The organism is Arthrobacter sp. UYCo732, assembly GCF_040547265.1.
Lineage (GTDB): Bacteria > Actinomycetota > Actinomycetes > Actinomycetales > Micrococcaceae > Arthrobacter.
The window spans coordinates 82,734-96,801 of record NZ_JBEPPJ010000003.1 but is presented as its reverse complement, the minus strand read 5'-3'; the positions used below and the strand labels follow the sequence as shown (position 1 = coordinate 96,801).

Genomic DNA, 14,068 nt, shown 5'->3' with positions numbered 1-14,068 from the left:
TCCCTCTGGCACTGCGCCGAAACCCAACCGTGATGCAGCAGGTTTCCTCAACCCACTCCCAGATAGGCCTCCTTGATGGCCGGATTCGCCAGCAATTCCCGCCCGGTGCCGCTGTGGGTGATCTCCCCCGTTTCAAGGACAAAGGCACGGTGGGCGCCCGCCAGTGCCTGGTTGGCGTTCTGCTCGACCATCAGCACGGTGGTCCCCTGTTTGTTGATCTCCTTGATGATCTTGAAGATCTGGCGGATGAACTGCGGTGCCAGTCCCATGGACGGCTCGTCAAGCAACAACAGTTTGGGATCGGACATCAGGGCCCGGCCAATTGCCAGCATTTGCTGTTCCCCGCCCGACATGGTGCCGCCGTATTGCTTGATCCGTTCCTTCAGCCGCGGAAACAGGTCAAACACCCGTTCCAGGTCCTGCGGGACGCCTGCCCTGGCCTTCCTGCCAAACGTGCCCATATCCAGGTTTTCCATGACGGTCATGCCGGGGAAGATCCCGCGCCCCTCGGGAGCCTGTGAGATGCCGCGGACAACACGGATGTGGGCCTTCATCCGCGTGATGTCCTCACCGGCAAAAGTGATTTTTCCTGCGGTGGGGTTGAGGATCCCGGAGATTGTCCTCATGGTGGTTGTTTTGCCTGCCCCGTTTGCCCCGATCAGCGAAACAACTTCCCCCTCGTTGACGGTGAACGACATGTTCCGGATGGCCCGGATGCGTCCGTAGTGAACGGAGATCCCTTCGACCTCAAGCAACGTCATCTTCGGGCTCCCCCAGGTAGGCCGAAACAACCCGCGGGTCTTCTCGGATGGCTCGTGGCAGGCCGTCGGCAATCTTCTTGCCGAACTCCAGGACAACGATCCGGTCCGTCACCCCCATGACCAGTTTCATATCGTGCTCAATGAGCAGGACGGTATACCCTTCATCGCGGATGGTGCGGATGAGCGCCATCAACTCCTCCTTTTCAGCCGGATTAAACCCAGCCGCCGGCTCGTCCAGGCACAGGACCTTCGGATCCGTCGCGAGCGCGCGGGCAATCTCCAAGCGGCGTTGGTAGCCGTAGGGAAGGTGGCGGGCGAGGAAATGCGCGTGGTCTGCGATACCCACAAAATCCAACAGTGCCATGCCCCGCTCAATCGCCGATTTCTCCTCACGGACATGCGTGGGCAGCCTCAGCAGCGCTCCCCCGACGCTCGTCCGGTGCCGGGCGTCCAGGCCCACCACAACATTTTCGAGGGCCGTCATCTCGCCGAACAGGCGAATGTTCTGAAACGTGCGGGACAGCCCCAGCCTGGTGATCTTGTGCTGTTTCAACCCGTTGAGGACCTGGCCTTCGAGTACCACTTGGCCGCTGGTCGGCCTGTAGACCCCCGTCATGGCATTGAAGCAGGTGGTCTTCCCGGCTCCGTTAGGTCCGATCAGTCCAAGGATTTCGCCGCGCTTGATGTTGAAACTTATGTTGTCCAGCGCCACGAGGCCGCCGAATTTGATGGTGAGGTCTTTAACCTCAACCAGGTTCTCACCTACTTTGGCCGCAATATCGCGGTCCGGTGCAACCATTTCGGCTAAATCCTGCTCCACTCCGGCCTCCGTCAGAGCAGCGACGTCGGGACCGGCCTGGGGGGTTGCTTGAGTCTCCGCGGCGCCTTGTGCCCCGGCAGGCAACCTGCTGTCCTCGCTCATGCCTGGATTCCTTTCTCACGGTCCTGGTTCTGCCCCGGGCCACGGGCCGGCGGCTCTCCGGACGACGACAGACCGGCGCTGTCCTGTTTGGCAACCCTTTGATAGGCCAGCCGCCCGTAGGCAAGCAGCCGCTGGCGGGCCGGGAAGAGGCCCTGGGACCGGAAGATCATGATGAGCACGAGGGCAATGCCGAAGATGAGGTACTTGTACTCAGCGATGGCGGTGAAGCGCAGCGGAATATAGCTCACAAGGGCCCCGCCGATAATGGCTCCAACCTTGTTGCCGGCGCCGCCGAGGACAACGGCGGCCAGAAACAGGATGGACGTGGTGACGTCGAACTTCTGGTTGTTCACGAAGCCCACCTGCCCCGCAAACAGGGCGCCTGAGAGGCCACCGATGGCCGCCCCGATGGCAAACGCCCACACCTTGTACTTGAAGGTTGGCACGCCCATGATTTCCGCGGCGTCCTCGTCCTCCCGAATGGCGATCCAGGCGCGGCCCACGCGGCTGCGTTCAAGGTTACCCACAAGGAGCGTGATGATGATGATGATGGTCAGCGTAAGCCAGTACCACGGCACGCCGTTGGAATTCGAGAAGATCGGGGTTCCGTCGGCTTCTGTCCCGGGCGGGTGGCCCACATTCTGAAAGCCCACTTGGCCTTTCATGGCCGGGATGATCGTGGCAAGGATGCGAACAATTTCGCCGAACCCAAGGGTGACGATGGCCAGGTAGTCCCCCCGGAGGCGCAGGGTTGGGACGCCGAGCACTACTCCGAAGAACATGGTGACCGCCATGGCAATCGGGATGGTCCACAGGTACGGAATGTGCAGGAATGGCGAGTCCGGACTGGTGAGCATCGCGGCACAGTAGGAGCCAACGGCGAAGAAGGCTACGTAGCCGAGGTCCAGCAGGCCCGCATATCCAACAACTACGTTGAGTCCCACGGCAATCAGTGCGAACCTGGCCATGTCAAAGCAAGCGAGGGCGAAATTGTTGCCGGGCTCCGTGGTGATGATCGGTGGATTGATCAGGGGCAGCATGTAGGCGAGGATCACGACGACTATCAGAAATGCCCATTGCTGCTGGCGCGGGAGTGCGTTCCAGCGTTCACCCCAGGAACCAAAGATGCCGCGTCGGCCCCGTGTTTCGGGCGTTACACTGCTTCCGGGTCCGGCCGCGACGGCCTCGCGGTCAGCAGCTGCCTGGGCTGCTGCCGCTTCTGGAAGCGGTGTGGGTCCATCTGTCATGCTCATGCTTTGCTCCTTCCCAGGGCACTGCCGAGAATTCCCTGCGGACGCAGCAGGAGGACCAGCACCAGAACAACGAATGCAACGACGTCGGTCCATTGCGAGTTTCCGAGCAGGATCTGACCATAATTGCCGATGAGGCCCAGAAGCAGACCGCCCAGGAGTGCGCCCCTGACGTTGCCAATACCGCCCAGCACCGCGGCCGCAAACGCCTTGATGCCCAGCACGAAACCGCCGCTGTACTGGACGCCTGACGGAATCTTCATGACGTAGAATAGTGCTGCCGCACCGGCCAGCAGACCGCCGATGACAAACGTGGTGATGATGATGCGCTCTTTGTTGACACCCATCAGCGTGGCCGTGTCCGGGTCCTGGGCCACCGCGCGGATACCGCGCCCGGTCCGGGACTTCCGGATGAAACGCTCTGTGCCCACCATCATGATGACGGCAGCGATGATGATGACCAGCTGCTGGGAATCCACGATCGTCCCGAAGACGTCAAATATCGGTGTGGGCCGGAACATGGTCAACGCCAGCTCCGGGCTCGGGCCGCGCCACAGGTAAATTAGGTACTGGATGGTGAATGACGCTCCGATTGCCGTGATCAGGAACACGAGGCGGGGAGCATTCCGCTTCCGGAGTGGTTTATAGGCGACGCGCTCAAGGACGAAGGCGGTCAGCGCCGACGCGACCATCGCCACTACCAGCGCCAGCAGCAGGTTCAGGATGATGGCCCAGATGTCCAGCCGCGGGGCTGAAGGGCCGAATCCCAACCCACCCAGGGTGAAAAAGACTGCGTAGCAGCCGACGATGAACACTTCCGAGTGGGCAAAGTTGATGAGGTTCAGGACACCATACACAAGGGTGTAACCAAGTGCGACCAATGCATAGATAGCACCGAAGGTCAGGCCATCAAACGTCGCGCTCCAGAAGTTTTGCATAAGCGAAGGAACGTCGAAGGAAATCCAGTCGTTTTCCATCGGCGGTAATTGGACGAGCAGTGGCAGCATGGGACTTCCTGTCAAGCAATAGGTCAGGAAAGGGCTGTGAGGTCGGCAAACGCTGACCCCACAGCCCCCATTTTCTTCCAGTGACGATTACTCGCCGATTGGTCCGATCGGAACGATCTTGCCGTTCTCCACTTTGTAGCCGTAGACAGTCGGTGCCTGGAGTTCACCCTTCGCATCCCACTTGTAGTGCTTGCTCAGGCCGTCTTTGTCGTAGGCCTTGACCCAAGCCAGCAGATCAGCGCGTGATTGCTTGCCCGCATCAATGCCGGACAGGAGCACTGTGGCAGCGTCATAACCTTCGATGGAATACGTTCCGGGTTCCGTCCCCTTGGACAATTCCTTGTACGCCGACGCGAAATCAGGAATGAGCTCGCCGGGGATGCACGGGCAGGTGAAGTAGGAATTGCTGGACGCGTCACCGGCCTGCTTGATGAACTGATCATCCTTGACACCATCAGGTGCGACGAAGGTGCCGGTAAAGCCCTTGCCCGAAAGTTGCTGATCGAAGGGTGCGCCCTCGGCGTAGTAGCCCGAGTAGAACACCGCATCGGCCTTGGCGTTCATGATCTTCGAGATGACAGCCGAGAAGTCTTTCTGACCAGTGGTTACCTTCTCGGTCCCGACCAGTGCGCTGCCCAGCCCGGCGGAAGTCGACGTGCCGAGGCCGATGCCGTAGTCGGAATCGTCCTGGACGAGGTAAACCTTCTTCGCGCCCAGCTTGCCGGTCAGGAACTTGGCCGCGGCCGGGCCCTGCACGGCATCGTTACCCAGACCCCGGAAGAAGGTGGTCCAGCCATTCCCCGTCAGGCCGGGGTTGGTAGCCGAAGGCGTGATGTGGACAAGGCCCTTTTGCTCGAAAATATTGCCGGTGGCCTTCGACTCCCCGGAGAAGGGCAGACCGATGACACCCACGATTTCTGCTTCACTGACCATCTGGGTGACAGGGCCCGTGGCTTTGTTGGGGTCGCCTTCAGTGTCAAACTTCTTGAACTGGACCTGGCAGCCGGGATTCGCGGCATTGTGCTGGTTGATGGCCAGCTGGATGCCATTGAAGATGTTGATGCCCAGTTGTGCGTTTGCCCCCGTCTGCGCGCCCGCGTAGGCCAACGTTGTGGTTGCGGCGCAGGTGGCCTTGCCGTCGCCCTTCGGGAGAACAGCACCGCTGGGCACGTCCACCTTGGAGATCGACTTTATATTCACCTTGCCTGCGGCTCCAGATGTGTCAGTCGTGGTGGGCCCCGCCTGATTGGCGCAGGCTGAGAGTGCGAGGGTAAGGGTGGCCGCCGCCGCCCACGAGGTGATGACTTTTTTTCGGTACATTTATTTACCTTCCGAGCCGGATTATCTCGACTGCTGCGGATCACCGAGGCAGTTGCGCGTACTTCCGAATTAGTTTCCTGAGACTACTACCTAACTTGTGTCGCAGAACACATCCATGGGCCTTGGCGTGGCCCGGTCCGGATTCAGGGTCAGATCAGGGGATCTGATTTAGGTTCAAGCTAGTGCATATCCGCTGCGGATATAAGTGACTTAGGTCACATCCTCATAACAGTAGTTGCATATGCGAAATCAACGGACCCGGTGGTCCGTTGCTGTATGGATGGGGCGCGGGAGGCCCGGGAAGCGGGGACTGGAAGGTGCGCGGAAGGGAAAATGTGTACCCCAGGTGGGACTCGAACCCACAACACGCGGATTTTAAGTCCGCTGCCTCTGCCAATTGGGCTACTGGGGCGCATCGCCTGCGGGGCGGGGTCGAGTTGCTTCGAGCCGCTCCGGGTGACGTTCTACAGGATAAGCGTTTTATAGGGATAAGCGTATTGGGCTTACTGTCAGACCCCTGTGCTAGTGATCCGACGGTCAATCATGTCAGCCAGTCCAACCTTGCGTTCGTCGATGGAGTGGACGTATGTCGACATGGTGAAGCCCGGTGAATGATGACCGAGCGTCTCGGAAACAGTAGCAACATCGATGGCAGAAGCGATCATCGAGCTGGCTGCCGTGTGGCGTGCCGTATACCGACGAGTGAACGGAACCTTTGCCTTGGCGAGAAGGTCGCGCCACACGTCGTCATCGTCTCTCGGTCGTAGCGGCTGACCGTGCTTCATAGTGAATACGAACGACGGCGTGTGCCCCTGATAGGACCAAACGATCCGGCGGTCCCCAAGTTCGAGCAGTTTCTTCGCCTCGTTCTTCCGGTGCTTGCGCAACATGTCGATCAGGTACGCGGGCAATGGGATGACCCTGTCCCCCGCCGTCGACTTCGGAGTCTCAACGATGATCAGTCCAAGATCGCGGTTCTGCTGCAACTGCTGTCGCACATGGAGCTGTCCCTTCTTAAGGTCAACATCCTTCCATTCCAGTCCGGTGACTTCGCCCGGTCGCAGCCCCAATAGAAGGGACAGGTGCCAGCGCGCTTCGAGCGGGGTTCCTGTGGCTGCTGCGAGGATCGCGTCGACATCGCCGTCGCTCAGAGACTTTGCCTTCACCTTGGGTACCTTTGGCGCGGAGATGATCGCGGCGACGTTCCGCTGAACGTGTCCGCGCCGTGCTGCTTCAGCGAGGCTCGCCCGAATGATGCTGTAGGTCTGATGCCGCCCGGAGCCGCTGATTCCCTTCTTAGCCATCCCCGCGAGCAGGTCCTCTACGTGCTCGGGATTTAGTTTATCCAGCCGCAAATGCCCGATGGCGGGCTGTATGTAGAGGCGAATTGACTGCCGGTATCCTGCGGCTGTGCTCGGCTTGTGATTCCTGATCTCTAACCATCGCTCCAGCCATACGTTCAAAGTGGGAATCTTCCCGGTCGAGAGTCGACCGCTGTCACGCTGCTTCATTAAGTCCCGGCGCTTCTGATCTGCTTCCTGCTTTGTTGATGCAGTAAATGTCCGGCGCTTCCCATCGACGGTGACATATCCACGCCATGAACCATTCGCCGCCTGACTGATGCTTCCGTTGCCTTTAGCTGCTCTCGGTGCCACTGCTGCTCCCCCTGTTGGTTATCCAGATAGGGGAAGAGTATGTACGGGCACTGACATTCCGGGGCGGTGAATCCGCTGTCCCCGTCACTGATAGCACGTCGGAGCTGGCTGTTTCAGCCAAACGGCGAATGGTTCTTTTCTACTCAATGCGAGATGAGTCACATCAAATCCGGCACCCTGATGCTGGCGGGGAAAGGCGACCGGATCATTCCTGTTTCGATATTGCCCCCGCTTCCTAAGGTTGGCGCGGAAGTTTGTGTCAACACTATTGACACAATTCAGAATGATGCCTTGAGCGTTTCCGGCACCGGCTTTCCACCGCTGGTGTTCGCTTCCGGAAAACAGCTCGTCCGCTATGAAGATTCATAGCTTAGCGTTGTATGTATAGCCACCGAGAACGTCTTGGAAAGGCTCGATGTTTGAAAACTGAATGCAATATTCAAGCCAAGATTAACTACTACTCCCATGAAATGAGGTGCCATGAAAGTTTGCATCCACGGACACGTCAGACCAGCAAGCGAGGAGGACTGCGGTGAGTGCCACAAGGTCTATCTAAAGCGGTACTACCGAGCCAACGCAGAAGCATTGCGAGCCAAGGCAAGAGCGCGATACGCAGCGAATAGGGCAGAACTCATCGCATACAGAGCACTAAAAACCACAGCAGAAAGCGGTAGATGAAATGAAAACAATCCCATTGACAGCCACGAAGACCATCGAAGCGTTCTTGGATTCGGCACAGGCATCGGGCACGCTAGCGATTGAACTGAAGACTCTGAAGGCATCTGCTCAGCGCGCTAATGCCATCGCAAGGAAGCTCGGAGTTGCCGGGGACGACCCCCGAAGGATTGTCGTTGGGATCGACCCTCACCGGCTCCCCAACAGCAGCAAGTGGCGACGAAGCGCCGCATGGGCGCGAATCGTCCGGGAGGGCGGCAAGTGGGCGCTGGAGGCGTTTGGGACCGCACCGGCGAAGCGCACGAGCTACGGAGCGGGAGGCACGGACCACGTGTACATCACCGCGACAGATGACGAGGAGCTGCTTCTGGCAAACCGCCGCAAAGCCAAGATTCGGCACCAGACAACCCACATCAAAACGAGCTAGAAAGGCTGACCGGCACCCGCTCCGAACGGGTGAACGAATCAGCCTCAGCGGCTGACGCACGCAAGCGTCATGCCAAATTTCGATGCACCACACCCATGCTATCAATTTGAATGCGAGTTACATCATGGATGAATCTATCCCCGCTCTCCCCACTCCGTCAAACGGACTGACTCCAATTCAGAAGCCGTCCGCAACTCCGCTGCTGAACCTGTACCGCGCCGAGTTTCGCACATTTGCAGCCAGCTTTCCCGAGGATGAGTTCCTCCCTTTCCCGCCTCTGGACCGCGCAGTCGCTATCGCAAACCTCCGCACGACGGCGCTGAATTTGATGGAAACGAAGAAGGCAATCCTACGCCCCACGCTGAACCACGTTGCCGACCTATTAGCCGCTGAGTATGACGGGTGCATCCACTGGTCCGGGGATCAGTACGACAACGGTTGTGGATCGGTGGGTGCGGCACCTCAGCGCGGGTGGATCAAGACCTCTGCACACAAGCGAGTTTTGGAGATTGCTGTCGGATTCAAGATTCCCAAGGGATTCCAATGCGATCACATCTGCCATAGCCCCGAGACATGCACGGATCGCAGCGAGTGCACGCACGTTCTTTGCGTCAACCCAGAGCACTTTGAGGCGGTCAGCGCGTGAACATCCTCCGATCGGGTGGGCTGGGCGCGGTGAATGCAGCCAAGACCCGCTGCCCTGCCGGTCATCAATATGACGCGGTGAACACGCGTATCCTCATCGGTCAGACAGGGACGCCTCGCCGCGACTGCATCGCTTGCGGCAGTGAACGTTCACGCCGCCCACGGTTCGCCGCCTAACAGACAGCACCACCAGCACGACCCGTCAGCGGGGGAACGTTCCGAGTTCACTCCGTTCCCCCGCTGGAAACCCCCACCACGTTCCCCGAAAGTTTCCCCGGAAGGGGTGCCCCGTTATGAGCGCTTCAAGCCTCGAATATCCAGTTTCCGAAACACCCGCCTTCGATACCTTCGATGCAGCTATTGAGAGTCTGATTGAAAAGCTTGCCGTTACCGACGGTACCGCTGAGCGCGTTGTCATCATTGACGCTGCATTGCACTTGTACATCCCCGCCATTGTTGAAGCTCATGGCAGCTTCTCATCTCTCGATATCGCTGGCTTCTCCGATGCTATTGCTAACAATGAAGTACCGCTGATCCCGTTCATGAAGCGTGGTACGAGCACCATTTACAAGCGTCTTATCAGCGAAGCTAATGGACCTCTTCTCAGCGGAGCAGAAAAGTCAACAAGGCTGTCAGCGCTTTCTTTCGATAATCCCCTAGATTCCGGGGAAATTGCCGGGACCGCCGTTGTCTCCGATTCCGCAACGACTATTAAGGGGGCTTCACAGCGCAGCAAGCAGGCTTCATTCACTCTCAAGAACAACACTCAGAGCAGCAGCACGACTCACTGTGTTTCCTCTTTGTCTCTGGTTCAGGATGTTGTCCTTCCGATGCCAGCGGAATGGTTGCCTTCTGTTCCTCGGACTGATTCCTTCGGTCTGTTGCAGAATGATGTTGCAGCAGCCGGAGAGCAGGATGAGAAGACCCCGTCCCGCAAGCTGGATGCCCTCGATACGATCCTTGCTTCGTACCGGGAACAGGGTGACAAGGTGACTACCCATTTCGATACTGATGCAATCCGGGCGATGCGCAACAAGTATCAGGCTCGCAACAAAGATGGTTCTCCAAAGACTGGCACTTTGAATATGGAACCAATCCTTGCTGATGGGAACCGGGTTATGTGGACTGTGATGCTGGTCGAGGAAGGAATGGACCTACTGACTGGCAGGGACCTGTACAACATCAGGAAGTCACTGTTCGAACGGTTCGAGTCTGCATTCAGTGTAAAGATGTCTTGCATCTGGAAGACCGAGTTCGTTCCGGCAGCAAAGTCGAAGATGGTCAGGAAGCATGCGACTAACGGTTTCGCTCACATGCACTTCAACTTGAATGAGCCGCAGACCCGTAGTGCTCACAGCAGGAAGTCACAGTTTGCTAAGGACTTCAATGGGCTGACCCCTGCTGAGTGGCTGGAGGCAACGATCAGAGACATCACCAATACTCCAAACCCGAAGAAGCGCAGCATGACTCATTCTCCGAAGAGGGGTGAGCGTGGGGAATACCCGGACTCGTACTACGACGCTGTGAACCAAATGACCTGCTATTTCGCTAAGGCTGGCAAGAACGTGCGGGACAAGCAGATTCAGAACTACGTTCCGCTTAGCTGGCTGGCTCGTGGGGAGATTCATTTGAAGTTCTGGGGTGCCAATGCCTTGAAGCGCTTTTGAGGCTCTTAGAAACCCGTACGGCGGCTCCGCTCCCACATTTTTAGCCCCGCAGAAGCCCACTCAGCTTCCGCATCCACTGCAATGACAATCATTAGGAAAGCCCCATGGAACAGTTCAATTCGGAACTCAAGACAATGTTCACCGCTGATGAGGTCGCCGAAATCGAGAAGCGAGCAACGGATGTAGTTGCCTCCGAGAATCCAGTACGTGACGCTCGCATTGAACGCCGCGCAGTCCAGATCACGTCGCGCTTCGAGCCATTAGTTTGTCACCTGACATCAGTGGCACCCGGTGAAGTTGCTGCCTTCGAAGCGCTGTCACCACTGGCACAGTTCGATGAGTTGTTGGCTCCGGTGACGCCGGTGGAGATTCCCCGGATCGCTTCTGACCCGCATGCTCGCCGTCCCCGTTATGTTGCCGGACTCGCGAGCAGAACCGCTGCTGACCTCGCCTATCTTGCCGCGTTCGTTCGCATTGATGAGAGTGTGAACGCCATGATGTCCGACGAGATCACGCTGGAGGATCATGTCGAGAACTACGCATGAGAGATCAACGTGATGAATGGGCTGATGGCGTCAGGTTCGATGACATCGATCCCACGTGAGTGGCTGGAGGCTCGGAGGGCTGGAACGCTCTAAGCCTCTGTGAGGTCAACAAATTGTAGGACGTGTTGCTGGTGGGAAACTGCTGGGAGCACGTCCCTACCCTTGGTTCTGGGTCAGTGAGCAGTGGCGGAGAGGATCGTCTTGGGCGCTAACGTTTGGAACATACCCCTGGGGGGTATCAGGGTGCCGGTTTGGATGTATATGAAACTTCGAGTACCGGGTATATGCCCGTTAGCGTCGTCATCCCCGTTGCCTCTCCATTGTCCCTTCTTTCCCTTTTGGGTCGATCTGTCCGCCGGACCTGATATCCGTCTGGTGGACATCAGGTCCGTCAAGGCGGAAACGTCGCTTCCCGCCTGCGGTGTCATGGGGTTGAGTGGAAGTGGACGCGAACACAAGCGGTCCATCCCCCTCTAACTTGTCCCCGGTCGTCAGGGCGGCGCTGCGCGCGGCAGAGCGGTGGCGGCGATGAATGTCGGTGGTCGGTAGTAGCCTCCGGCTCATGACACTTCCCGCAGTCACAGCAGAACAGGTTTGCCTGCTTGGTCCGGCAGACGGCTTTACCTTCGATGACATCTACGCGACTGCGCCACCTACACAGTTCATAGCAGCAGTGCATCATGGAAAACTTTGCTGTGGTGCCGACTATGAGGATGCCGAAGGGCACGACGATGATGAGGTTTGCGACTGTATGCCCCCGTCCCGAGGCTTATACGCTCTCGACCTCGACCGATCCATTGCCAACGGAACGCAGTGGGTCTATGTCTACGACCGTGAGGTCCAGTGAATACACTCATTGAGCTGTTGATGTCCGGCGGCGGTCTCGAAGGAGCTTCGCCCAAGCAAATCCGCGCGGTGCTGGACAAACTCGACAACGTTGCGATCGTCGTGCCATATGCACAATTGCCGGAGGTTCGTTTCGGTGTCACGGATGATCAACCGTTCGTTGCCCTTCTGAGTCCTAACGGCGGGGCGAACACGACAAAGCCATTTGAGCACGCCTTTGTTTCCCCGTCACGGGCTATGCGCGCAGTTCGTGAAGCGATGGCAATTCACGGCGCGGTCACCACCGAGGTTTCCTACCGTCGGGATTCCTATGGCAAGGCTCGTGAGCTTTTCCTTCGCAACCGACTGGAGGCTAAGTCAGTGGCTGCTGGCGGCGCACAGGCTCTTGCAGAAGGCGCGCTTTGAGAGTCACGCCGACAGCAGAGATCGCACGGCGATGGTCAGATGAGTTATTGAATGATCACTTGCGGAATTGCAGTGAGAGCAGCGGTTATCAGTGCGCGGGGTGCACGCAATTGAATCGCCGGGAGTTCGAACGGGAGTCAGTTGTGAATGGTGATGTCATCGCGGCGGTGGCAGAAGGCTGGCTTTAGCTCTTGGCACAAACCTAAATTCAACAATAAACATTCGTGCATTTGCATACTAGAATGTAGTTAGGAATGGGAATCGAAACTCGGTCGGGTCCGGACGCGAGTACAGAACGGCAGTATTGTTCGCGCACCATCAAAGCCACCGGACGGCTGGCACATCCATTGGAACATTCCACTACTTCCATTGGAGCGTGCCATGTTGTTGCCTACCCCGCCAGTATTGACCAACGATTGCCTGAAAGCCTTGTCCAACCCGACGCGGATTCTTATCGTGCGCCAACTGTCCGCCAGTCCTATGACGGTGACTGAATTGTGCGAAGCGCTTCCGGACTTCCCACAAACAACTATCAGCCAGCACCTTTCACTGATGCGCATGTTGGGATTGGTTTCGTTCACCTCTTCCGGAAACGTGCACACCTATCGCGTGGACAAGAGCGCCTTTGTTGCTTGCGCTGATTTCATTCGCGACATCGTTGACGGCGGTGCAGCATGAGCAAGCCGATTCTTGAAATGCTGCCGGATGTCTACGCCGGGTATGTCCATGGACTGAAGGACAGCGGCAACCTTGCAGACATCTTCGAAGTTGTTTGCGTTGATGAGCTGACACCGCCCCGCGTCTATGAGTTGGGTGACATCCTGACGACGGTGGAGGACGTACGTGGGCTGCCTAAGACCGCGACTTGCTCTGCTCCGAACCCGGAGGAACCGAGTGCGCCTTTCGTGTTGCAGGTCCACAACAGGACGGGTAAATGGACAGGTTCGGTCAACAACGTTCCGATAAAAGACCTGCTGCCAGTGACCGTGTCGTGGTTGCCGCCGGTCAAGCAGAAGGTGCTAGCAGTTGGCGATGTCATCGAATTTCGGGGCGAGGCGGTCGAGCTTCCCGAGCATGCCATCGTCCTATCGAAATGGTCGCGGACGGCATCGGCACTCAAGAAGTGCAACGGCAAGTGGTTCGAGACGGGGAGCTTTCACGGAAACGCCCTAGACGATTATTTGCCCGTGACTATCCTCTGGCTACCACCGGTGACGAGTCAGGACGGTGCATCAAGATGAGCACTCATACACCATTGGTCTTTTTGAACAATGCGATCCCAGTTGTCATTGATCCGAGCACAGGTGACATCATTATGACGCACGCGGAGTTCGAACGGATGCGGAAAATCGCCAACGAGAAGATGACTGCTGTCGGCGCGAAGGCGTACCGCGAAGGACTCAAGGACGGCGCTCAAGGTTCATGTGCACGAGTGGATGGGAACCTCTGATGAACAAGCAGATCGCACGCGAGTACGTCGGCGGTGGCTTGGTCGTCACGGTCGAGCTGGAGGACGAGACCTACTACGTGTTGGTCAACCACCCGGACCATGAGCACCCGATCACCCGGTACTCATCGCCCCGTGAGCGTCCTGCACTCCGCGTGTTCGGTGAGTCGGTCTCGGAGTTGTCCGCACAGTTCGAGGCACAGGGCTGGCGGTGGAACCGATGAGCAGGATCATGCATGTCCGCGCGGTCGTACACCACGTGCATAAGCACTTCACGATCTTCGAGCTTCCTTCGTCGCTTGGGTCCTACTACTGGGCGTACGACAATCACGATGCGTCCCTGATAGTTGAAGGACCGTACGAGTTCGATGTCTGGCGGGACGCAATACTCGCGTCGAACCGTCGTCGCATCGAGCGGAAGAACCTAAAGTCCGGCGGCTCACCAGCACTAGTAGATGGAGCACTCTGATGAGCGATCTACGCGAGGGCGATCGAG

At 58.0% G+C, this 14,068-nt stretch carries 16 protein-coding genes and 1 tRNA gene; 10 read left to right on the top strand and 7 right to left on the bottom strand.

Annotation, left to right across the window (positions count from 1 at the left end):
- Positions 1-47 precede the first annotated feature (47 nt).
- From ABIB45_RS06700 to ABIB45_RS06670, 7 genes are all read right to left on the bottom strand, one after another.
- The gene (locus ABIB45_RS06700; RefSeq protein WP_502914522.1) at positions 48-761 is read right to left on the bottom strand and encodes an ABC transporter ATP-binding protein; all 714 of its coding nucleotides are present in this window, start codon (positions 759-761) and stop codon (positions 48-50) included.
- A complete protein-coding gene (locus tag ABIB45_RS06695) occupies positions 748-1,683 on the bottom strand; it encodes an ABC transporter ATP-binding protein (RefSeq protein WP_502914521.1) in 936 nt (311 codons plus the stop codon). Before ABIB45_RS06695 ends, ABIB45_RS06700 begins: the two co-directional genes overlap by 14 nt.
- Positions 1,680-2,936, bottom strand: a complete 1,257-nt coding sequence (locus ABIB45_RS06690) for a branched-chain amino acid ABC transporter permease (RefSeq protein ID WP_354215132.1) — start codon at positions 2,934-2,936, stop codon at positions 1,680-1,682. Before ABIB45_RS06690 ends, ABIB45_RS06695 begins: the two co-directional genes overlap by 4 nt.
- Complete coding sequence (locus ABIB45_RS06685) at positions 2,933-3,940, bottom strand: branched-chain amino acid ABC transporter permease (protein WP_354215131.1); 1,008 nt, start codon at positions 3,938-3,940, stop codon at positions 2,933-2,935. Before ABIB45_RS06685 ends, ABIB45_RS06690 begins: the two co-directional genes overlap by 4 nt.
- An 87-nt stretch (positions 3,941-4,027) precedes the next feature.
- Complete coding sequence (locus ABIB45_RS06680; protein ID WP_354215130.1) at positions 4,028-5,260, bottom strand: branched-chain amino acid ABC transporter substrate-binding protein; 1,233 nt, start codon at positions 5,258-5,260, stop codon at positions 4,028-4,030.
- A 338-nt stretch (positions 5,261-5,598) separates the two neighbouring features.
- Positions 5,599-5,672: transfer RNA gene (locus ABIB45_RS06675), tRNA-Leu, on the bottom strand.
- Positions 5,673-5,769: 97 nt separating this feature from the next.
- Positions 5,770-6,915 (bottom strand): site-specific integrase, encoded by a 1,146-nt coding sequence (locus ABIB45_RS06670; RefSeq protein WP_354215129.1) that lies wholly within the window; start codon positions 6,913-6,915, stop codon positions 5,770-5,772.
- A gap of 153 nt (positions 6,916-7,068) precedes the next feature.
- On the opposite strand from ABIB45_RS06670, the gene ABIB45_RS06665 reads away from it, so the two are divergent.
- The 10 genes from ABIB45_RS06665 (at position 7,069) to ABIB45_RS06620 (ending at position 13,796) form a co-directional block, all read left to right on the top strand.
- Positions 7,069-7,284 carry a hypothetical protein gene (locus ABIB45_RS06665; RefSeq protein WP_354215128.1) on the top strand — a complete coding sequence of 72 codons (216 nt, stop codon included), beginning with the start codon at positions 7,069-7,071 and terminating at the stop codon, positions 7,282-7,284.
- 310 nt (positions 7,285-7,594) lie between these two features.
- The gene (locus tag ABIB45_RS06660) at positions 7,595-8,017 is read left to right on the top strand and encodes a hypothetical protein (protein WP_354215127.1); all 423 of its coding nucleotides are present in this window, start codon (positions 7,595-7,597) and stop codon (positions 8,015-8,017) included.
- 124 nt (positions 8,018-8,141) lie between these two features.
- Positions 8,142-8,663, top strand: a complete 522-nt coding sequence (locus ABIB45_RS06655) for a hypothetical protein (protein ID WP_354215126.1) — start codon at positions 8,142-8,144, stop codon at positions 8,661-8,663.
- A gap of 292 nt (positions 8,664-8,955) precedes the next feature.
- Positions 8,956-10,329, top strand: coding sequence for a hypothetical protein (locus ABIB45_RS06650; protein WP_354215125.1), 1,374 nt, complete (start codon positions 8,956-8,958; stop codon positions 10,327-10,329).
- A gap of 104 nt (positions 10,330-10,433) precedes the next feature.
- Positions 10,434-10,874, top strand: a complete 441-nt coding sequence (locus ABIB45_RS06645; RefSeq protein ID WP_354215124.1) for a hypothetical protein — start codon at positions 10,434-10,436, stop codon at positions 10,872-10,874.
- An 843-nt stretch (positions 10,875-11,717) separates the two neighbouring features.
- A complete protein-coding gene (locus ABIB45_RS06640; protein WP_354215123.1) occupies positions 11,718-12,125 on the top strand; it encodes a hypothetical protein in 408 nt (135 codons plus the stop codon).
- Positions 12,126-12,506: 381 nt separating this feature from the next.
- Positions 12,507-12,803: an ArsR/SmtB family transcription factor gene (locus ABIB45_RS06635; RefSeq protein ID WP_354215122.1), complete on the top strand. Its 297-nt coding sequence runs from the start codon at positions 12,507-12,509 to the stop codon at positions 12,801-12,803.
- Positions 12,800-13,366 (top strand): hypothetical protein, encoded by a 567-nt coding sequence (locus ABIB45_RS06630; RefSeq protein WP_354215121.1) that lies wholly within the window; start codon positions 12,800-12,802, stop codon positions 13,364-13,366. The genes ABIB45_RS06635 and ABIB45_RS06630 overlap by 4 nt, the downstream gene beginning before the upstream one ends.
- Positions 13,363-13,575 (top strand): hypothetical protein, encoded by a 213-nt coding sequence (locus ABIB45_RS06625; protein WP_354215120.1) that lies wholly within the window; start codon positions 13,363-13,365, stop codon positions 13,573-13,575. Before ABIB45_RS06630 ends, ABIB45_RS06625 begins: the two co-directional genes overlap by 4 nt.
- Positions 13,575-13,796 (top strand): hypothetical protein, encoded by a 222-nt coding sequence (locus ABIB45_RS06620; RefSeq protein ID WP_354215119.1) that lies wholly within the window; start codon positions 13,575-13,577, stop codon positions 13,794-13,796. Before ABIB45_RS06625 ends, ABIB45_RS06620 begins: the two co-directional genes overlap by 1 nt.
- Positions 13,797-14,068 lie beyond the last annotated feature (272 nt).